The following is a 20,082-nucleotide window of genomic DNA, read 5'->3' as shown; positions in this document are numbered from 1 at the left end:
GGTCGCGTATGACAACACCTGTTGAAACTATCATCCAAGAAATCCAGAAAATCTATCTATCAGATAGTATGCCCTGGATTATTGGCTATAGCGGCGGTAAAGACTCTACAGCATCGCTGCAGCTTGTTTGGCGAGCTATTGAACAACTGCCGCTTAGCAAGCGTACAAAGCTTATTCACGTTATTAGCACTGATACGCTGGTAGAAAACCCGGTTATTGCAGCATGGGTCGCTAGCTCACTAGAGCTTATGCGTTCTGCTGCTCAGCAACAAAACATGCCCGTCAGAGCGCACCGCCTCACACCCACATTAGAAAACCGTTTTTGGGTAAGCCTAATTGGTAAGGGCTACCCTGCGCCCCGCAACCGTTTTCGGTGGTGCACGGATAGGCTAAAAATCAGTGCATCGACCAAGTTTATTCAAGAACTATCTGAGGCTAATGGCGAAGCTATCCTTGTGCTAGGCCAACGCCGTGGTGAAAGCCAGGCGCGTGATAAAGTAATGGATACCTACCATGGCAGCACCCGCGACCGCCTAAGTCGTAATAAAGACCCTAAGCTTTCTCGAGTATGGGTGTATTTGCCAGTAGAAACGTGGACTAGCGATGATGTATGGGAATACCTCATTACGGAAGACAACCCTTGGGGTGTAAGTAACCAAGAGCTCTTTCATATATACCGTGGTGCCACTGCAGATGCTGAGTGCCCAATTGTAGTAGATACGTCTACCCCCAGCTGTGGCGATAGCCGCTTTGGCTGCTATGTTTGTACCATGGTATCTCAAGATAAATCCATGCAAGCTATGGTTCAGAATGATGAGCAAAAAGCATGGATGCAGCCCATTCTAGACTTTAGAAATACACATCTCACTACCGATGATAGAGAAACGCGTGATTTTAGAAGAATGAATGGCCAGCTAAAGGTACTGAATGATGCACTTATTCATGGCCCATACCTGCAAACAAAGCGGGAAGCGTTGCTGAAAGAACTACTGGTAACCCAAAAGCTGGTAAAAGAAGCAGGCGAAAAAGTTGGTTATCACAATGTAGAATTAATTTCTCTAGAAGAGCTAGAAGAAATTCGCCGAATCTGGGTAGAAGAAAAAGGCGAAATAGAAGATTTGCTACCTGACATTTATGAGTCGGTCTACCAGCAGCCCTATCCGGGTAAAGAAATAGAGTCCGTCCCGTTGGATGGTAGTGACTTTGCGCTGCTCAAGGCCGTGGCAGATGAGATAGACCCAGAGGCTGCCGAAACACTGTACCGCCTAACACGTAGCCTATTGGCAGAGCAGTTTCAAGCACAGCAGACTCTGAAGCGTTCTCAACATCTGGATCGCCTTGAATCTATTTTGCAGAACAATGCATTTCGGACGGAAGAAGAGGCACTGGAATTTGCCATGAGTACACAGAAACAGGAAAGCAACGCAGAGCAGATTGACGAAGCGAGCGATGGAGATAGTAATGACGCTTCGACAATATTGGCCTGAGCAATAACATGGCAAAAATAACATTTACCGATATTTCGATTGAAAACCTGGGGCCCTTTCGCGAGCGCCAAACCCTGCCGCTTTCCGTACGTGATGGCAAACCGGTTATTTTAATCAAAGCGCTGAATGGCAGTGGTAAGACAACCTTACTCACGGCCATCCAGATTGCACTTTATGGCTACAAGGCAATTAATCTGGCTCGAAAGTCAGAATACGATCAGCTTATCCAGAGCCTGTTAAGACAAGATGCAGTGGGTAATGCGGCTGTTGAAGTTAATCTGCTTGTGGAGGCGGGGGGCAGACAGCAGCCTGTTGCCATTCGGCGCGAATGGAGAACATCCGCTGGCAACCTGCAAGAAAACATGACAGTAAGTAGCCATGGAATGATAGACATGGCTTTTACTGAAAGTTGGGACGAATTCATCAATGGCATCTTGCCTGCCGAGCTAGTCCAGCTTTTCCTGTTTGATGGGGAAAAAATTGAGGCTCTGGCCAGCCCAGACCGTTTACCCGATTTGTTGCGCCGTGCTACAGAAGTGTTCTTGGGTCTGGGTGGAATCGACTCATTGGCGACTGATCTGAAGGCAGTAGAACGGCGAGCCAATCTGCGTAACAAGGAAAGCAGTGGCGAGCATGCCAAGCTGCGTGAAGATGCCGAGAAGTTTGCTCAACAGCTTGAGGTAACAGAACAATCCATCACTGTTCTGCAGCAGCAAAGAGCTAGCCTGCAAAATACGCTGGATGTAGCCAAGTCAGAATTGGAACACTACAAGCTGGATGCCCAGCGCAAAGGCTTAACTGCCTATGAAAAAGCTGCAGAGTTAAAGGCGGAAGTTGATATCGCTCGAAAGCGAAATGAGCAAGCGCAGGCAGAATTGATCGATGCAATAGAAGATCCACTACTTCCTCTCACTTGGCTTGGCCCTCTTTGGGATAGATACAAGGCCCAATGGGATATCGATCAGCAGGCACAAAATGCTACTTTGCTTGCCAGTGAATTTGAAAAGCGCGATCGCCGCTTACTACAACAGTTGCCTTTGCCCTCCACAGAGAAGCAGCGCTTGGCCGAGTTGTTACAGGTAGACTTGCTTAGATTCAAAGCAGAAAATGTACGCCAACCTGTATTACAAGCAGGTGGTAATCCGCATGAAATTCAGCCACGGCTGGAGCAGGCAGTCTCATCGCTACAGAAATGTGTGGCACAGGTTGAACAAACCGAATCCACCCTATCGAAGGCTGAACGTGCGGTTGGGAAAATACCTGCAGAGGAGCAGCTTGCCGGTGTTTTGGGTGGCTTGCAGCAGCGTGCGCATGCGGTTGCGAAGACCGAGTCAGACTTGCTAGTGTTGACGACTAAGCTATCTGAGCTACAGACATATCGGACTCATACAGAAACACGCCTGAATGCTGCACACAAGCGTTTGCAGGAAGAGTTCAAGGATAAAGCTTTGGAGCAGCACGGCTTGCAAGCAGCTGGACGGGCGAAAAAAGCGTTGCTGGTTTTCCGGGAGCGGTTGCTTGCCAGCAAAGCCACCTGGCTATCTAACATGATTACGCAATCCTTCCAGCAACTGCTGCGCAAGAAGCGGCTGGTAGGAAGAGTCAATGTTGACCCAGATACTTACACGGTTTCCATTATCGATACCGCTGGCCATGCGTTGCCGATGGAACGCTTGTCGGCTGGCGAGCGGCAGATTCTGGCTATTTCCGTGCTTAGTGCACTAATTCAAGAGAGGAAGGGGCGCTTTCCTGTGGTGGTAGATACGCCATTGGCTCGTCTGGATCAGAAGCATCGTGAGTCACTGATCAATAATTTCTTCGGAAAAGTCTCCCATCAGGTGCTTGTGCTTTCCACTGATGAAGAAGTGCATGGCCCAGCCTATATAGCGCTACAGCCTTTTATGGCGGCGGCTATGGGCCTGGAGTTTGACGAAGTGCGACGTAGCACCTCTGTTGTCGCTACGGAGATTTAAATGATACAGATTGATCGAATCAGATTAACCGCAGTTGCTAAGAATCAGCTGATCACTTTGAAGCGCAAAACAGGCATCAATCACTACAATACTTTTTGCCGATATGCATTTTGTATTTCCATAGGTAGTACGGGAAAATTACCTATTGAAAAATTTAACTTTGATGGTGGAATTGATATAGATTGGAGAACGTTTACAGGAGGTTATGAAGCCCTATATCTCAACCTCTTGTTCTTGTGGCTGGACCAAGAACGCTTAGAAAGGAGCGATATTGTTGCTAGACAGTTTTTGAATAGTCATATCCATCGAGGGTTATCATTTATGTCTAGCATGAGTGAGAACGAATTAAACAAAAAATTAAATTTTACTTGTTAACACAATATCTAAGCACGCTTTGCATAAGCAGGTTGTTATAATTTTTGTTGGCTTTGTTGGCTTTGTTGGCTTTGTTGGCTTTGTTGGCTTTGTTGGCTTTGTTGGCTTTGTTGGCTTTGTTGGCTTTGTTGGCTTTGTTGGCTTTGTTGGCTTTGTTGCGGCTTTGTTGCACAAATCAGCCGTAGGTCGAACTACCCCAATCCCCAGACGGATTTATCCCATACGGACCGTTTGCGGCGTGCCCAGTGCTGTGAAGCGATTCAGAATCGCTGCACAGATTTGAAGCTCCGCTACTTGCCGGTCAAAGTCCCGTGACTTAACCCGATCTGCCAGCAATTTGAAACAGTGCATCTTCGTTTCGACCAAGCTGCGGCGATGGTAGCCACTCCACTTTTTCCAGAGCGCGGGCCCCAGATACTTCACCGCTCGTAGCGACTCATTGCGAGCCTGATTGCCCCGTAAATTCCCTTTCCAGAATTGGCCATTTCGACGTGGGGGAATGATGGCTGCCGCCCCACGCTCTGCAATCGCTGCGTAACATAGGCGTGTGTCGTACGCCCCATCCGTGGTGACGGTTACCAGTCCCTCTCCCGCCGGAATTTGCGATAGCAGCTCTGGCAGCATCGTGGCATCTCCAGTGCGATTGTCGGTCACTTCCATTGCCCGGATTTCCAGCGTTTGCGCATCTATGCCCAGATGCAGCTTGCGCCATTGGCGGCGGTAATCAGCGCCATGCTTTTTCACCTTCCACTCGCCTTCACCCATCATCTTGATGCCGGTGCTATCCACCAAGAGATGCAGACAACCTTGCTTTTTCTGTACCGGGATGCGGACTTGCAGGTCTTTCTGGCGGCGGGAAAGCGTGCTGAAGTCGGGGACGGCCCAGTCAAGGCCAGCCAGGCGCAACATACTTTCGACCATACCTGTGGCTTGCCGTAGCGCCAGGCCAAAGAGGCATTTGATGGTGAGACAGAACTGGATGGCAGCATCAGAAAAAGTTAGCTGCCGTCCCCGCCTGCCGGTAGCCGGTGCCAACCAGTTCATGCCTTTGTCGAGCCAGAGAAGGAGCTGCCCTCGTTGCTTGAGGGACTGGTTGTATGACTGCCAGTTGATGGTTTGGTACTTGGGAGGAAGGGGCTTGCTCATGCGGTCATTCTACCGGACGGACGCAAGCACTGATTTGTGCAACAAAGCCCTTTGTTGCACAAACCCATACCAATAGACACATGGCATGGAACTCTCACCCAGGGGTGGAGAAAGCTCATCCAGCTATGGGATTATGCAACAAAGCCAATCTAATGAGAAAATATTCAGAACGACTCTACCTCAGAAAATCCGGGGAAGTATCTGTAATTCTCCCAAAGTTCTTCCACATCTTTTTGAGTAAATACTTGATAATTTATCCCTGAAAGATCAGGTCTTTTCTCCATTAAGTGCCTTATCTCCTTGATAGTAAAATTTGGTGTTTTTATTAAAAATGGTTCATCACCATTTTTATTGAAGTAAAAATCAGAAAATCCACAGTTTTGATATTTATTTTCATCTTCTTTTGTGTAAAAAAAGAAGCCGACAGTTGCCATGTTGGCGCCATCTGCATAAATGAAAAATAGTTCCTGCGAAATTTGCAGTTTTTCATTATCTCCAAGAGATAAATTTCTGTTTTTTAGCACATGTTCAATTTTCTGCTTTAAGCAATTTTTCAAAAAAACAGCAATTCTTGTAGATTTTTGCCATCCTCTAGTTTCAATTGAGCTCCCGACGTAGTCTTTTCCGACCATATCCACAAGCTTGTTTCTAATTTCATCTTCGCTCGCATCTTGTGGAACAAATGGTTCGCAATTAAAACTGGCGCAAAAAAAACTTCCTGATTCCAATTGCTCAGAAAGTATGGCTGCATCACTAAGCATATAGCTCTGAAAAACATCATCGTAATCCAGCCAGTATATTGATTTTTTATTTTCCGATATTATTTTCGGTATTACTTCTGTTGATTTTCCCCATTGCATGGTAATGCATGAATATGGTTTATTAAATTCATATCTTTTTCTATTGTTAACGTCAGACTCTATACTGATCATCTTGGAAATATTTAGTATTTTATGAAAAACAATAAAATCGGTAAAATATTTCGATCCGAACCCAACGTAGGAATAGTCTTCAAGGCGATTAAACTCCCTGAGTCTTAAGAACATATCCCGCATCATTTTTCGTTCAATATTTTTTGCGGGCCTAATTGAATAATTGATTTTTCGTCCTGAGTTACTCATCTTCGCACTCATAAGAAAAATAGTAATTAAAAGTCATTTCGCCCACTTCGCGCGCTGTCGTTACTCCTAACTTTTCTTTTGCTATATCTAATTTTTTAACTGGAACAGAATATTGAATTGATGATGTAGTTCGATCTTCACCGGCAGGTAGAAGCCTTTCCGGTCTAATGAATACGTCTGTATTTACAGCGTCATAAATTCGAATCACATGAGCCTGTTCGATTGCATTTTGAAGAGGTGCATTTGAAATCTTCCCTTCGGTGAGAAAGTTTGTTTCTTGAGCTCTTTCGCGTAAAAATGCAATAACAGTCTTCATGTGCGTGCTCATATGATGTAGAGCGGCTTTATAGATTTTGCTATCTTGGTCAACACCTGTTTTCGTGGTTGTCCACGGAAGTTTAGAAGAGTCAGCGCTTGAAAATTCAATTAATCCACGAAAGAATGCATAGTCGGCATGATACTTAGGCACTCCATTTTGTCCCCACCCGGTAGCAGATGTTTGATTCGCGGCAGCAACAAGTCGTCCGTTGCAAACAACATACCAGCCACCATCTTCTTTATCTCGATCTGCAATGCCGCAAGTTATAGTTACATTTACATCATGAAGTAAAAAGCTTGTTTTTATATACCCTAAATCATCCGATTTTTTGATAAAAATATCATTAGATTTTATTTGACGGTCATTAATTTTTATCTCTAGCCCGTCATGAAGTTGTTTGAAATAAGCTTCAGAAATTTCATTTTCCAGTCTATTAAGAAATGACGGATCATCAAGTAGATCAACGGCTTCTGGTTTAATGTGCGTTACAACAATAGTTGTCTGGCCTTCGGTAAGGTCGTGCTTATCGAGAAGGTTGAACGAAAACTCCCATTCACCTTCTTCTTCTAACCATTCATTTACATTAACAGATACACGATATGCAATATTGTTGCACATCGATTCTACGTAAAATTCATCAGCAATTTTGAAAAGAGTTCTTTTCATGCCGACCCCAAACTGCCCAACAGAGTTAGGGGTTTGAGGGTTACTTGCTGATCGGCCAAATCTAAATGCATACGTCTTAGCTGTTTCTAAATCAAGCCCCCCGCAATTGTCATGAATTGAAAACACATCCCTATTTGCGACTATCGCAATACTTGGATTTTCAATTGAATTTGAGTTTCCGGCATCAATGCTATTATCAATTAAATCTAGTATCGCTCTATCTGTTGCAATGTCACGTGTCAACATGTGAATAAAAAATTCTTTGGTCGGACGTGCATTTATTTTATTTTCGGTCATCCCCAAGCTCCTAATTTTAGATTCATAATAATATGCAAAATTGTAAATATAAGCTGATTCGCAATAAAGCGAACTGGCTTTATTTTAAAATAATAATTTTGCATCTCAGAGAAATATTAATTTCTCTCGAATGCAGAAATATCCGCAATAGTTTATTATGTTGTTAGGCCAATATTATTTTCCACGAAGAACTGAGGCCATATGTTGCAGAGTATATCGAACGAGAGAGCTTACATGAATTAGTACATCTCGCCCCGTATCTTCGCCTAGTCGCCGAGTCATTATGCGAAGATTATAGCTTTCCCGTAGCTCTGGTCCCTTGATTTCAAGTAATTTAATTTTCGACTTTTCATCAGAGAGCAATGCTTTCATTTCGCCGAATTTATCAAAGAAAGAGACGATAAGCTTCACAACATGTAGCTTAGCAAAGTCAGGATGGCTTTCCTTACTGATTTTCTGAAAAATCTCGCTTGCAGTTTTACTACCAACTATCTCTACAGTAGTTAAACACGAGTAAGGGTAGTTAGATGGAATTTGTAAATAAGTAATCATCATTGAGAGCTGTCCAGCACGAAACCCCCAATCGATTGACCAATCAGTGTTGAAGTCAGGTTCCTTAGCTCTGGCCATCGCAGAGTTTGTAACTTTTGCAACGCCTTCAGAAATACTGCGAAGTCCATCATCGAAGTCTGTACGAAAGTCAGCAAACATTTTCCCGCGTGCGAACACTGGTACATCGCAGTCTTCTAGCATTACCGGCATCACAACGACGCGCCTCTCCTCCAGCTCCCGAAGAAGACCTGCGGAAAGTTCCTTTTTGCACCACTCTGACCCAGTAGATGCTTTCGAAAGAATTACCAACAATGCGCTAGCGCCGTCGACGGCTTCTTGCACGCGATCAATGATTGAATCACCGACTGCTAGCTCCCAGCGATCTAGCCAAACATTGACGTTACGCTGTACGAGTTGCATAGTGAGCTTGTCGACGAACTCTTTGTCTTTATGTGAGTAGCTAATGAAGATGGGCATCTTGCTCTCGATGAGGTTCCAATAGGGCGGCAGAAGCTGACTGTGTTTATCAGGGTATTCAAGACCGTTGGGTAACGCTACTACAGAAAAACACTCAACACCCTAATATCATAATTTCTAATAATTTGACAAGCTGTAGCCATGTCGCAGACTCCAATCAAGCAAACGTTATGACTGTGTCTATGCTTATCAGCAACTCTCAGGCAAACCTCATCACTGGGAGACCAGCGTATTCTGACACCTATCGTTGGAGAAAAATCTTAATCTATACCGCTGAAATGAAGTGTGTTTACATCTTTCTGAAGGCAGAAAACCGACGTCTGGTGCAGGTAATTGAGAGAGGTGGGCAGATTGCTAAGCACAACAAACAAGCTCACAGTCCCCATAACTGCAAATATCATTTGTTCCTAGAAATGAAAAATGGCCTCCAAACCTGGAGGCCATTTGCTAAGCTGAGTACAGTGAGCTGTATCCCAAAAATCTAGAAAAGTGGGAAATATCTAGATATTCATGGGATCCTACAAAATCAAACATCAATATTCCGCGCAATCAACGCATTGCTCTCGATAAACGCGCGGCGTGGTTCGACGTTGTCGCCCATCAGGGTGGTAAACACGTCGTCGGCGGCCATGGCGTCTTCGATTTTTACTTTCAGCAGGCGGCGTACTGTCGGGTCCATGGTGGTTTCCCACAGCTGGCCGGGGTTCATTTCGCCCAGGCCTTTGTAGCGCTGGATGGACAGGCCCTTGCGGGTTTCGCCCAGCAGCCAGTCTAGCGCGTCGCCAAATTCGCTTACCGGTTTTACCGTTTCGCCGCGTTTTACCTGGGCGCCGTCGCGCAGCAGGCCGTGCAGCATGTCGCCGGTTTTGGCCAGTACGTCGTAGTCGGCGGTGGCCAAAAAGTCCTGGTCCAGCACGGTAACCAGCACGTTGCCGTGCAGCATGCGGGTGATCTTGATGAGCCAGGCGTCGTTTTTCTCGTCGCGCAGGGCGTCCAGCTTGATGAGCTCGGCTGGCAGTACGGCGGCCAGGCGCTGTACGGCGGCGGCGGCGGCGCTTTCGCTATCCAGGCTGATGCGGCCAACCTTCATCAGGGCGTGCAGTACCAGCGGGTCTACTACGCGGCTTTCGCGGTCGATGGCGGCGCGGGCTTGCAGGTACTGGCGGGCGATTTCACCCAGGGCGTCGCCGCTAAGCGGGGCTTCGCCGGCGGCGGGGGTGAGCTCGGCTTTGTCCAGCGCCAGCTGCAGCAGGTACTGGTTCAGCTCGAAATCGTCTTTCAGGTAGCGTTCCTGCTTGCCGTGCTTGGCTTTGTACAGCGGCGGCTGGGCGATGTAGATGTGGCCACGCTCTACCAGCTCGGGGGTCTGGCGGTAGAAGAAGGTCAGCAGCAGGGTGCGGATGTGCGCGCCGTCCACGTCGGCATCGGTCATGATGATGATGCGGTGGTAGCGCAGCTTGTCCGGGTTGTATTCGTCTTTGCCAATGCCGCAGCCCAGGGCGGTAATCAGCGTGGCTACTTCCTGGCTTTGCAGCATTTTGTCGAAGCGGGCGCGTTCCACGTTCAGGATCTTGCCTTTTAGCGGCAGGATGGCCTGGAACTTGCGGTCGCGGCCTTGCTTGGCGGAGCCGCCGGCGGAGTCACCCTCGACCAGGTAAAGTTCGGACATGGCCGGGTCTTTTTCCTGGCAGTCGGCCAGCTTGCCGGGCAGGCCCAGGCCGTCCATCACGCCTTTGCGGCGGGTGATTTCGCGGGCTTTGCGGGCGGCTTCGCGGGCGCGGGCGGCTTCCACAATCTTGCCGGTAATGATTTTGGCTTCGTTGGGGTTTTCCATCAGGAAGTTTTTCAGGGCTTCGCTGATGACTTCGTTTACCACGGGGCCGATTTCGCTGGAGACCAGTTTGTCTTTGGTCTGGCTGCTGAATTTGGGGTCGGGCAGTTTTACGGACAGCACGCAGGTCAGGCCTTCGCGCATGTCGTCGCCGGTGGTGTCTACCTTGGCTTTTTTGGCCACTTCGCTTTGTTCGATGTAGCCGTTCAGGGTGCGGGTCATCACCTGGCGCAGGGCGGTAAGGTGGCTACCACCGTCGCGCTGCGGGATGTTGTTGGTGAAGCACTGCACGTTTTCCTGGTAGCTGTCGTTCCACTGCATGGCTACTTCTACGGTCATGCCTTCTTTTTCGCCAATGCCGTAGAACACCTTGGGGTGCAGGGCGTTTTTGTTGCGGTTCATGTATTGCACGAAGCCGGCTACGCCGCCGCTAAAGGCAAAGTTTTCTTCTTTGCCGTTGCGCTTGTCGATCAGGGTAATGGCCACGCCGTCGTTCAGGAACGACAGCTCGCGGATGCGCTTGGCCAGAATGTCGAAGTGGAACTCTACGTGGCCGAAGGTTTCTTCGCTGGCGCGGAAGGTGACCTCGGTACCACGGTGGGTGGTGTGCCCGGTCATGGTCAGCGGGGCCACGGCTTCGCCACGGCGGAATTCCATTTCGTGCACCTGGCCGTTACGCCAGATTTTGAGCTTGAGCCAGTCGGACAGCGCGTTCACTACCGATACGCCCACGCCGTGCAGGCCGCCGGAGATCTTGTAGCTGTTGCTGTCGAACTTACCGCCGGCGTGCAGGATGGTCATGATGACCTCGGCTGCCGAGCGGCCTTCTTCCGGGTGTATGTCGGTAGGGATACCGCGGCCGTTGTCTTCCACCGAGATGGATTGATCCGGGTGGATGGTGACTTTGATGGTGTCGGCGTGGCCGGCCAGCGCCTCGTCAATGGCGTTGTCCAGTACTTCGAACACCATGTGGTGCAGGCCGGTGCCGTCCTGCGTGTCGCCAATGTACATGCCGGGGCGCTTGCGCACTGCGTCCAGACCTTTTAGTACCTTGATGCTGTCCGCGCCGTATTCCTGTTCGCTCATAAACCCACTCTTGTTTCTGTTCGTTCGGGGCAGCTGCCCCCATGCTGGCGGCCAACCTTAGGCTGGTGGCCGCCGCCGCTGGCCCTGCACGGGGCAGGGCAGGCGGGTGTCAGATGCGCATTGGCATCACAACGTATTTGAAGGTTGCGTTGTCCGGGATGGTTACCAGCACGGCGCGTACGGCGTCGCCAAAGGCGAGCTGCACGGTTTCAGCCGGCAGGTTGGTCAGCACGTCCAGCAGGTAGTTGATGTTGAAACCGATTTCCAGCTCGGCGCCCTGGTAGGCGATTTCCAGCTCTTCTTCGGCTTCTTCCTGCTCGCTGTTGGTACACAGGATGGACATGGTGCCCGGGCGCAGTACCAGCCGTACGCCGCGGAATTTCTCGTTGGCCAGGATGGCTGCGCGTTGCAGGGCCTGCAGGAAGGTAACGCGTTCCAGCAGGAAGATGTTGTTGTTGTCCAGCGGGATCACGCGGTTGTAGTCGGGGAACTTGCCGTCCACGATTTTGCTGATGATCACGGTGCTGCCAAAGCTGAAGCGCACCTGGTTGGACAGCAGCTCCACGTTGATCTGCTCGTCGCTATCCTGCAGCAGCTTGTACAGCTCTACGATGGTTTTGCGCGGCAGGATCACTTCGCTCTTGGCCAGGTTGGCCGCAATCTCGGCGCTGGCAAAAGCCAGGCGGTGGCCGTCGGTGGCGATCAGGCGTACCTGGTTGCCTTCGGTTTGCAGCAGCAGGCCGTTCAGGTAGTAGCGGATGTCCTGCACGGCCATGGCGTACTGTACCTGGGCGATCAGGCGCTTCAGGTCGCGCTGGGCCAGGCTGAAGCTGGCTTCGGCGGCGCTGGCGGCCGACAGCAGCGGAAAGTCGTCCGCCGGCAGGGTTTGCAGGTTGAAGCGGCTTTTGCCGGCTTTCAGCATCAGGCGGCCGTCTTGCTGTTCCAGCGTAACGGTGGTTTTGTCGGGGATCGCGCGCAGGATGTCCTGCAGCTTTTTGGCCGAGGTAGTCAGGCGGAAGGCTTCGCCGGCGATGTCGTCGGGGCTGGCCGTGGTGATCTGGATTTCCAGGTCGGTGGCCAGAAAGCTTACCGCGTCTGCCTTTTTCTCGATCAGTACGTTGGAGAGGATAGGCAGGGTGTGGCGACGCTCTACGATGCCGGTCACAGCCAGCAGGGGTTTGAGCAGTGCATCGCGTTCGGCTTGCAGAATCAGCATGTGCGGACTCCCGGGGTTACAGGTCGTTATGAAAAGGTTCAGTTACGCAGCATGGATAGCAGCGTATCGTAATCGTGGGCGATGTCCGCGTCACTACCGCGCATTTCTGCAATGGTTTTGCAGGCGTGCAGCACGGTGGTGTGGTCGCGGCCGCCAAAGGCGTCGCCAATGTTCGGCAGGCTCAGCGAGGTCAGCTCTTTGGCTAGCGCCATGGCGACCTGGCGCGGGCGCGCGATATCGCGGCTGCGCTTTTTGCTGTGCATGTCGGACAGCTTGATCTTGTAGTACTCGGCCACCGTTTTCTGGATGGCGTCCACGGTGACCTGGCGGTTACCGGCGGCCAGAATGTCTTTCAGCGCTTCTTTCACCAGCTCCATGGTAATGGGCTGGCTGGTAAAGCGGGCATAGGCCACCACGCGCTTCAGGGCACCTTCCAGCTCGCGCACGTTGCTGCGCACGTTCTGGGCAATGAAGAAGGCCACGTTGTGGTCCAGCTTGGTGTTATCGGCTTCGGCCTTTTTCATCAGAATGGCCACGCGCATTTCCAGCTCCGGCGGCTGGATTTCTACCGTCAGGCCCCAGCTAAAGCGCGAAATCAGGCGCTCTTCCATGCCTTCTATCTGCTTGGGGTAGCTGTCGCAGGTCATGATCACCTGCTTGCCGCCCTCGATCAGCGCGTTAAAGGCATAGAAGAATTCTTCTTGCGTGCGGTTTTTGCCGGCAAAAAACTGGATGTCGTCGATCAGCAGCAGGTCCAGGCTGTGGTAGTAGCGCTTGAACTCGTCAAAGGCCTTGTGCTGGTAGGCGCGCATGATGTCGGCTACGTAGCGTTCGGCGTGGATGTAACGAATCTTGGCCTGCGGGTTTTTCTGATAAACGTGGTTGCCGATGGCTTGTATCAAGTGGGTCTTACCCAGGCCCACGCCACCGTACACAAACAGCGGGTTGTAGGCCGGGTCGCCCGGGTTTTCGGCAATTTGCAGCGCGGCGGCGCGCGCCAGCTGGTTACCTTTACCGGTTACCAGGGTGTCAAAGGTAAACGCCGGGTTCAGGCGGGTACTTTCGTGGCCACCGCCAATGGCTTTCAGCGCGGTTTGCTTGGGGCTGGCGGCGATGCTGGGGTTGCTGGCCGGGCGGCTGTCGGTTTTGCTGTCGCTGGCGGCAGGGTTGGCCGCAGGTGCGTTGCCCTGGCCACGCGGGGTGGCTTTGGGCGGGGTGACCGGGGCCGGGGTGGCACCAGCGGGCGCGCCGATGCGCAGCTCTACCGGCGTTTCGCCCAGCAGCTCGATGGCCAGCTCTTCAATACGCGCCAGGAAGCGGTCTTTGATGAACTGCAGGATGAAACGGTTGGGTGCGTACAATACCAGTGCCTCCTCTGTCGGCTCGGCGGCCAGAGGGCGGATCCAGGTATTGAATTGCTGCGAGGAAAGTTCTTCCTCCAGACGCGTCAGGCACGTGGCCCAGAAGTGTTCCGGTTCAGTCATCAAAGTCATTAAAAACAAAATCCCGCCGCAAACGGACAGCTGGTCAGGGGGCGGCGGGAGTGGCTGACGGCAAGCGGCACCGGCAGTCATTGTTGGGTTGGGCTGGCTAGCCTTGCCTGTATCAGGTAGCCGTGCTGGGGATTCGCTTTTATTGGGCACGGCAACAGGCAGGTTTTCAGCTGGCTATTCTACGGCTTTTGCGCAAAGTTATCCACAGCGCTGCAAAAAATTTGTACAGCGCTTTACCCACCATGGGCGGGCTGTTGTGTCTCTATAATGTGTGCTTTCCCGCGCTGCCTGTAGGCTATTACGGTGCTTCCGGGCGGCAAAGGTTGACAAAACATGGATTTATCTGTGTAATCACGCGTTTATTTCCGTTTCGAAACAGGAAAACTTCATCATGAAACGTACTTACCAGCCTTCTACTACCCGCCGCAAGCGTACTCACGGCTTCCTCGTTCGCTCCAAGACCCGTGGTGGTCGTGCCGTTCTGGCCGCCCGTCGCGCTAAAGGTCGCAAGCGTCTGGCCGTTTAATCGCTTGGACAACACATTTCGCCGTGCGCACCGGCTTTTAAAAACGGATGAGTTCTCATCCGTTTTTCATTTGCGGAACGCGCGCAGTAATAACCTGTTCCAGGTGTATGCCCGGCCCAACGGCCTGGCGCATGCGCGCCTGGGCCTGGTGGTAGGCAAGAAGGTAGCCAAGCGTGCCAATCGCCGTAACTACATCAAGCGCACTGTGCGCGAGTGGTTCCGCCTGAACAAGCATGCTTTGCCACCGATGGATTTTGTTGTCCGCTCCCGGCAGGCGTATTACCGCGACGAATATCACGAAGCAATCACAGCTTTGGCTGCGCTCTTTGCTAAACTAGCCCGATGTCGAAATTCTTGATTCTTCTGGTGCGCTTTTACCAGCTGGCGATCAGCCCCTGGCTGCCACCGCGTTGCCGTTATCAGCCCACCTGTTCGGCTTACGCCATCGAAGCATTGAGAAAGCACGGCGCCATCAAGGGCGGCCTGCTAGCGACACGACGGATATGCCGTTGCCACCCTTGGGGCGGCAGCGGTTATGACCCGGTTCCCTGACCTTTCCGGTAAGAGAGATGGACTCCAAACGACTGATCATCTTTATCGTGCTGTCTTTCGGCATCCTGCTGCTGTGGCAGGAATACTTTGCGCCGAAGCCGCCCGCCAAGCCTGCTGTGCAGCAACAAGCTGCCGCCACTGCAGCCCCCCATTCCGACGTACCGTCTGCCCAGCTGGCAGACAGTGCCAAGCCAGTCAAAGGCCAGCGCGTGGTAGTGAATACCGACGTGCTGCGCGCCGAGATCGACACCAATGGTGGCGACCTGCGCAGCCTGCAGCTGCTGAAGCACGACGGCGCGGTAGATGCCTCCAAGCGCTTCGAGCTGTTCACCGATAAGGGTGAGCGCCTGTACGTGGCACAAACCGGCCTGATCGCTGCCGGCAACGCTGCCCTGCCTACCCACAAAACCGTGTTTGCCGCCGAAAAAGCCGAGTACCAGCTGGCTGGCGACAAGGTAGAAGTGAAACTGACCGCCCCTGCGGCCAACGGTGTGCAGGTAAGCAAGGTGTACACCTTCAAGAAGGGTAGCTACCTGATCGACGTGCGTTACGACATCGTCAACGGTGGTACCACCCCGCTGTCCACTACCGCTTATTTCCGCCTGCTGCGTGACGGCAAGGCTCCGGAAGGCGAAGGCCGCATGGCACAAACCTTTACCGGCCCGGCGGTGTATACCCACGATGCCAAGTTCCAGAAGGTGAAGTTTGACGATCTGGACAAAGGCAAGGGCGAATACGCCAAGAACGCCGACAACGGCTGGGTAGGCATGGTGCAGCACTACTTCGGTAGCGCCTGGATCCTGAAACCGCTGGAAGGCAAGCCGGTATGTGCCAACGCGCAAAGCTGCCAGTTCCTGCTGGAGCCTAAAAACGGTGCCTACTCGGCTGCCGCGCTGGTGACTGTGCCGACCGTAGCCGCTGGCCAAAGCACCTCGCTGACCGTGCCGCTGTACGCCGGCCCGCTGGAATACAATACCGTGACCAAAGTCGCCGAAGGCCTGGACCTGGCCAAAGACTACGGCATGGTGCATATCTTTGCCTCGCCGCTGTTCTGGCTGCTTACCAAGCTGCACGCACTGGTGAACAACTGGGGCTGGGCGATCGTACTGCTCACCCTTACCGTGAAGGCTGTGTTCTACCCGCTGACCGCCGCCTCCTACCGCTCCATGGCCAAGATGAAGGTGCTGGCACCGCGTCTGGAAAACCTGAAGCAGCAGTACGGCGACGACCGCATGAAGTTCCAGCAAGCTGTAATGGAAATGTACAAAACCGAGAAAGTGAACCCGCTGGGCGGCTGCCTGCCTATGCTGGTGCAGATTCCGGTGTTCATCGGCCTATACTGGGCGCTGCTGGCGTCGGTAGAGCTGCGTCAGGCTGAATGGCTGTACATCCACGATCTGGCGCGCCCGGACCCGTTCTACGCGCTGCCGCTGATCATGGCCATTACCATGTTTGCCCAGACCTTCCTGAACCCGCCACCGGCCGACCCGATGCAGGCCAAGATGATGAAGATCATGCCGATTGCCTTCTCGGTGATGTTCTTCTTCTTCCCGGCCGGCCTGGTGCTGTACTGGGTAGTGAACAACCTGCTGTCCATCGCGCAGCAGTGGTACGTGAACCAGAGCATCGAAAAAGCCCGCAAGGCGGCCCTGCAGTCCTGATCTGCGGCCAACCTTGTACGGTAGAATCACAGCCCGGCCTTTTGGCCGGGCTTTTTGCTTCCTGTGTCACAAACCGGACTAACATGCTTATTGCCACGAACCCCACGAAAGAATACGAAAGCCGTTTGTCAGGAGTTGCCTGACTCGCCGTTTTGGGTGTCTTTTCGTGGTTTTCGTGGCCCCAGAATCTAAGGAAACCCCATGAGCCTCAGCTACACCCCCAGCACCATCTGCGCTATTGCCACTGCCCCCGGCCGTGGCGGCGTGGGGGTGGTGCGCGTCTCCGGCCGCGACCTGTTGCCCTTTGCCCAGGCCATCAGTGGCGGTAAAACGCCCAAGCCGCGCTACGCCACCTACACCGATTTTTACGATGCCGATGGCAGCGCCATCGACAATGGCCTGCTGTTGTACTTCCCCGGCCCTAATAGCTTTACCGGCGAAGACGTGATCGAGCTGCAGGGCCACGGTGGCCCGGTGGTGATGAAGATGCTGGTGAGCCGCTGCCTGCAGCTGGGCGCGCGCCTGGCCGAGCCGGGCGAGTTCACCAAGCGCGCCTTCCTGAACGACAAGCTGGACCTGGCGCAGGCCGAGAGCGTGGCAGACCTGATCGACGCCGCCAGCGAAAGCGCGGCCAAGAGCGCGCTCAAATCGCTGAAGGGCGCGTTCTCGCACGAGATTCATACCCTGGTGGACGAGCTGATCAACCTGCGCATGCTGGTGGAAGCCACGCTGGACTTCCCGGAAGAAGACATCGATTTTCTGGAAAAGGCCGACGCGGTAGGGCGCCTGCGCCGCCTGCGCGGCCAACTGCAAAAAGTGCAGGCCACCGCCAAGCAGGGCGCGCTGCTGCGCGAGGGCATGCACGTGGTGCTGGTAGGCCAGCCTAACGTGGGCAAATCCAGCCTGATGAACGCGCTGGCTGGCGACGACATCGCCATCGTCACCGACATTGCCGGCACCACCCGCGACACCGTGCGCGAGGAAATCGTGATCGACGGCGTGCCGGTGCACATCATCGATACCGCCGGCCTGCGTGATACCAACGACGTGGTGGAAAAGATCGGCATCGAGCGCACCTGGCAGGCGGTGGAGCGCGCCGACGTGGTGCTGGTGCTGGCCGATAGCCGCGATGGCCTGGTGCCCGAGGTGCACGCCATTCTGGCCAAGCTGCCACCGCGCTTGCCGCGCGTACACGTGTTCAACAAGGTAGACCTGTCCGGCGGCCAGGTTGGCCGCAGCGAGCAAGACGGCCACCCGGTAGTGCACCTGTCAGCGCGTACCCACGCTGGCGTAGACGACCTGCGCGCGCTGCTGCTGGAAATGATCGGCTACAGCGGCGACAGCGAAGGCGTGTTCCTGGCGCGCGAACGCCACCTGGACGCCATCGCCCGCGCCGCCGACCACCTGGGCCTGGCCGAGGCCGATTGGCAGATGGTGGAAATCTTTGCCGAAGAGCTGCGCATGGCGCAGAACAGCCTGTCGGAAATTACCGGCAAGTTCACCCCGGACGACCTGCTAGGCGTGATTTTCAGCCGTTTCTGCATCGGTAAGTAAGCCCGCCTGAACCTGCTGCCGGGCCGGCGGTCTGAACCGGCTTTGTATCACAGGGCAAGCATGGCAATGCGCGTCGACCGTTTGGGGCTCCGGCCCGTCTGGGCCACCTTGGCAACCGCCTTGTTGCTACTGGATGACGTGATCCAGCAGCAGTTCACGGGGGCGAACCAGGCCGAGTTCGAGCTGCGCTACGTGGCCGTGCTGTGGCTGTTTGCCCTGGGTATGACCCTGTTGGGTCGCCGCTGGCTGGTTTGGCCGCTGCTGGCGCTGTTGGCCGCCATGCAACTGGTACAGCTGGGCAATATTTCGTTTGCCGGCGAGCCACTGGCGCCGGCAGAGCTGGTCAGCCTGTTTGGCCAGCCCGGCGAGGTGTGGCAGAGCGCCCGCCACCATTGGCAAGACCACTGGCCGGTATGGCTGGCTGTAGGCCTGCCGTACGGGCTGCTGGCCTGGCTACTGGGGCGCTTGCCGCCGCCAGCGCTGGGCTGGCGTGTGCTAGGCGTGGTGCTGGTGCTGGCGGTGTTGCTGGCCAAACCCTACCGCGCCACCTACCGCGACATGGACGCCTTCATGCCCGGGCCGACACGCAGCAGCCTGCACAACAGCCTGAACGCTTTTGCCTATTACGCCGTACGCTTGGCCGGGCGCGACCAGGCCGCGTTACCGTTGCCGCCGCCGCAACCGTACCAGTTGCAGCCGCTGCCCAGCCAGGCGAAGCACGTATGGGTGGTGGTGGTGGATTCGCTGCGTGGCAGCCGGCTTGGGGTGCTGGGCTACCCGCGCGCTACCACGCCGCAGCTGGCGGCCACGCCCGGCCTGCTGGCGCGGCCGGGTATTGCGTCCGGCGTAGCAACGGCGGTGTCTTTGCCCAGCTTTGTGAACCTGGTGAGCCACCCGGGGCAGCACCATCTGTTACGCCGGCAGCCGTACAATCTGTTTCGTCTGGCGCGCCAGCAGGGTTTTCATACTTTGTGGCTGTCTTCTCAGGAGTCCAGGTTGCTGGCTAATCTGGGCAGCACGTTTATGGATGTGCGCATCAGCCGTGAAGATCACCCGCTGTTGTTTAGCCAGCATCACGACCACGCTTTACCGCAGCTATTGGCCCAGCAAACGCTGGGCGACCGCAGTTTTGTGATGCTGAACCTGCGCAGCGCACACAGCCCGTATCAGGACAACTACCGCCACCGTGGCGATCGCTTTGAGCGCTGGCCTACCGACGATGCCTTGCTTTACGCCACCCGCAAGTCCAATGCCTACGATAACGCCGTGCTGTATGCCGACGATGTGCTGGGCGAGATCATCCGCCAGTTCGAGGCTTTGTCCGGCGAGCGCTATCTGCTGATTACTGGCGACCACGGCCAGCTTTTGGGAGAGGGCGGGCGTTGGGGGCACAACGACTTGCAGCCAGAGGTGGCCGACGTGCCTATGTTGTTGCTGGCACGACAGGCTGCGGCCGGTAGCGTAGATGCCCTGGCAACGCAGTCCCACATTAGCCATTACGAAGCTGCCGTATGGTTGGCCGCCCGGCTGGGCTACCGGGTGGACAACCCGCAGTGGCGTGAAGGAGAGCATTACTTATTGGGTAAGCTATTGTGGCAAGACAACCCGCTGCGCCCGCTACGCGAGCAGGGTGGCCAGCTGCAGTTTGCGCAACCGGTGCTGCTAAGCGATTGGCTGTATCGCCAAGTATCCGATGCAGTATCACAAGATTTTAAATGATTATCCATGCTATCGATGGGGCAATGCTAAA

17 protein-coding genes are annotated in these 20,082 nt (G+C 53.7%); 9 read left to right on the top strand and 8 right to left on the bottom strand.

Annotation, left to right across the window (positions count from 1 at the left end; all coding sequences use genetic code 11):
- Window positions 1–8: 8 nt before the first annotated feature.
- Genes dndC through dndE form a run of 3 tightly spaced genes read left to right on the top strand, consistent with a single transcriptional unit; the run spans window position 9 to window position 3,835 of the window.
- On the top strand, window positions 9–1,487 hold the full coding sequence (gene dndC / locus LCH97_RS12295) for a DNA phosphorothioation system sulfurtransferase DndC (RefSeq protein ID WP_227301938.1): 1,479 nt from the start codon (window positions 9–11) through the stop codon (window positions 1,485–1,487).
- A gap of 8 nt (window positions 1,488–1,495) precedes the next feature.
- A complete protein-coding gene (gene dndD, locus LCH97_RS12290; protein ID WP_227301937.1) occupies window positions 1,496–3,460 on the top strand; it encodes a DNA sulfur modification protein DndD in 1,965 nt (654 codons plus the stop codon).
- Window positions 3,461–3,835, top strand: coding sequence for a DNA sulfur modification protein DndE (gene dndE, locus LCH97_RS12285; protein WP_227301936.1), 375 nt, complete (start codon window positions 3,461–3,463; stop codon window positions 3,833–3,835).
- On the opposite strand, the gene LCH97_RS12280 is transcribed toward dndE, so the two are convergent.
- The 8 genes from LCH97_RS12280 to dnaA all read right to left on the bottom strand — a co-directional run bounded on the left by LCH97_RS12280 (window position 3,825) and on the right by dnaA (window position 14,030).
- Complete coding sequence (locus tag LCH97_RS12280) at window positions 3,825–4,007, bottom strand: hypothetical protein (protein WP_227301935.1); 183 nt, start codon at window positions 4,005–4,007, stop codon at window positions 3,825–3,827. The genes dndE and LCH97_RS12280 overlap by 11 nt on opposite strands.
- Window positions 4,008–4,048: 41 nt before the next feature.
- The gene (locus LCH97_RS12275; protein ID WP_227301934.1) at window positions 4,049–4,981 is read right to left on the bottom strand and encodes an IS5 family transposase; all 933 of its coding nucleotides are present in this window, start codon (window positions 4,979–4,981) and stop codon (window positions 4,049–4,051) included.
- A gap of 164 nt (window positions 4,982–5,145) precedes the next feature.
- Window positions 5,146–6,102 carry an O-methyltransferase gene (locus tag LCH97_RS12270; protein WP_227301933.1) on the bottom strand — a complete coding sequence of 319 codons (957 nt, stop codon included), beginning with the start codon at window positions 6,100–6,102 and terminating at the stop codon, window positions 5,146–5,148.
- Window positions 6,095–7,384: an ATP-binding protein gene (locus LCH97_RS12265; protein ID WP_227301932.1), complete on the bottom strand. Its 1,290-nt coding sequence runs from the start codon at window positions 7,382–7,384 to the stop codon at window positions 6,095–6,097. The genes LCH97_RS12270 and LCH97_RS12265 overlap by 8 nt, the downstream gene beginning before the upstream one ends.
- A 174-nt stretch (window positions 7,385–7,558) precedes the next feature.
- Window positions 7,559–8,413, bottom strand: coding sequence for a toll/interleukin-1 receptor domain-containing protein (locus LCH97_RS12260; protein WP_227301931.1), 855 nt, complete (start codon window positions 8,411–8,413; stop codon window positions 7,559–7,561).
- A gap of 526 nt (window positions 8,414–8,939) precedes the next feature.
- Window positions 8,940–11,330 carry a DNA topoisomerase (ATP-hydrolyzing) subunit B gene (gene gyrB / locus LCH97_RS12255; protein WP_227301930.1) on the bottom strand — a complete coding sequence of 797 codons (2,391 nt, stop codon included), beginning with the start codon at window positions 11,328–11,330 and terminating at the stop codon, window positions 8,940–8,942.
- Between the two features lie 109 nt (window positions 11,331–11,439).
- On the bottom strand, window positions 11,440–12,546 hold the full coding sequence (gene dnaN, locus LCH97_RS12250) for a DNA polymerase III subunit beta (RefSeq protein ID WP_017510175.1): 1,107 nt from the start codon (window positions 12,544–12,546) through the stop codon (window positions 11,440–11,442).
- Window positions 12,547–12,584: 38 nt separating this feature from the next.
- Entirely contained in the window at window positions 12,585–14,030 is a 1,446-nt protein-coding gene (gene dnaA / locus LCH97_RS12245; protein ID WP_227301929.1) for a chromosomal replication initiator protein DnaA, read from the bottom strand.
- A gap of 400 nt (window positions 14,031–14,430) precedes the next feature.
- Here dnaA and rpmH point away from each other — a divergent pair, with 400 nt between their 5' ends.
- The 6 genes from rpmH to LCH97_RS12215 all read left to right on the top strand — a co-directional run bounded on the left by rpmH (window position 14,431) and on the right by LCH97_RS12215 (window position 20,051).
- Window positions 14,431–14,565 (top strand): 50S ribosomal protein L34, encoded by a 135-nt coding sequence (rpmH, locus tag LCH97_RS12240; protein ID WP_008955801.1) that lies wholly within the window; start codon window positions 14,431–14,433, stop codon window positions 14,563–14,565.
- A gap of 4 nt (window positions 14,566–14,569) precedes the next feature.
- Complete coding sequence (rnpA, locus tag LCH97_RS12235) at window positions 14,570–14,923, top strand: ribonuclease P protein component (protein ID WP_227301928.1); 354 nt, start codon at window positions 14,570–14,572, stop codon at window positions 14,921–14,923.
- Window positions 14,908–15,117 carry a membrane protein insertion efficiency factor YidD gene (gene yidD, locus LCH97_RS12230; RefSeq protein WP_081600700.1) on the top strand — a complete coding sequence of 70 codons (210 nt, stop codon included), beginning with the start codon at window positions 14,908–14,910 and terminating at the stop codon, window positions 15,115–15,117. Before rnpA ends, yidD begins: the two co-directional genes overlap by 16 nt.
- 17 nt (window positions 15,118–15,134) lie before the next feature.
- The gene (yidC, locus tag LCH97_RS12225) at window positions 15,135–16,778 is read left to right on the top strand and encodes a membrane protein insertase YidC (protein WP_227301927.1); all 1,644 of its coding nucleotides are present in this window, start codon (window positions 15,135–15,137) and stop codon (window positions 16,776–16,778) included.
- A 201-nt stretch (window positions 16,779–16,979) separates the two neighbouring features.
- The gene (mnmE, locus tag LCH97_RS12220; protein ID WP_227301926.1) at window positions 16,980–18,332 is read left to right on the top strand and encodes a tRNA uridine-5-carboxymethylaminomethyl(34) synthesis GTPase MnmE; all 1,353 of its coding nucleotides are present in this window, start codon (window positions 16,980–16,982) and stop codon (window positions 18,330–18,332) included.
- Between the two features lie 120 nt (window positions 18,333–18,452).
- Entirely contained in the window at window positions 18,453–20,051 is a 1,599-nt protein-coding gene (locus LCH97_RS12215; protein ID WP_227301925.1) for a sulfatase-like hydrolase/transferase, read from the top strand.
- Window positions 20,052–20,082: the final 31 nt, after the last annotated feature.

The organism is Vogesella sp. XCS3, assembly GCF_020616155.1.
Classification (GTDB): domain Bacteria; phylum Pseudomonadota; class Gammaproteobacteria; order Burkholderiales; family Chromobacteriaceae; genus Vogesella.
Note: the sequence above shows the minus strand (reverse complement) of the source record. Positions and strands in the feature narration are given on the sequence as shown.

Coding starts and splice junctions, on each gene's coding strand:
- dnaN (WP_017510175.1), bottom strand. CDS start 12,546: ATGCTGATTCTGCAAGCCGAACGCGATGCACTGCTCAAACCCCTGCTG.
- gyrB (WP_227301930.1), bottom strand. CDS start 11,330: ATGAGCGAACAGGAATACGGCGCGGACAGCATCAAGGTACTAAAAGGT.
- mnmE (WP_227301926.1), top strand. CDS start 16,980: ATGAGCCTCAGCTACACCCCCAGCACCATCTGCGCTATTGCCACTGCC.
- rpmH (WP_008955801.1), top strand. CDS start 14,431: ATGAAACGTACTTACCAGCCTTCTACTACCCGCCGCAAGCGTACTCAC.
- dndE (WP_227301936.1), top strand. CDS start 3,461: ATGATACAGATTGATCGAATCAGATTAACCGCAGTTGCTAAGAATCAG.
- dndC (WP_227301938.1), top strand. CDS start 9: ATGACAACACCTGTTGAAACTATCATCCAAGAAATCCAGAAAATCTAT.
- dnaA (WP_227301929.1), bottom strand. CDS start 14,030: ATGACTGAACCGGAACACTTCTGGGCCACGTGCCTGACGCGTCTGGAG.
- yidD (WP_081600700.1), top strand. CDS start 14,908: ATGTCGAAATTCTTGATTCTTCTGGTGCGCTTTTACCAGCTGGCGATC.
- LCH97_RS12265 (WP_227301932.1), bottom strand. CDS start 7,384: ATGACCGAAAATAAAATAAATGCACGTCCGACCAAAGAATTTTTTATT.
- LCH97_RS12275 (WP_227301934.1), bottom strand. CDS start 4,981: ATGAGCAAGCCCCTTCCTCCCAAGTACCAAACCATCAACTGGCAGTCA.
- LCH97_RS12270 (WP_227301933.1), bottom strand. CDS start 6,102: ATGAGTAACTCAGGACGAAAAATCAATTATTCAATTAGGCCCGCAAAA.
- LCH97_RS12260 (WP_227301931.1), bottom strand. CDS start 8,413: ATGCCCATCTTCATTAGCTACTCACATAAAGACAAAGAGTTCGTCGAC.
- yidC (WP_227301927.1), top strand. CDS start 15,135: ATGGACTCCAAACGACTGATCATCTTTATCGTGCTGTCTTTCGGCATC.
- dndD (WP_227301937.1), top strand. CDS start 1,496: ATGGCAAAAATAACATTTACCGATATTTCGATTGAAAACCTGGGGCCC.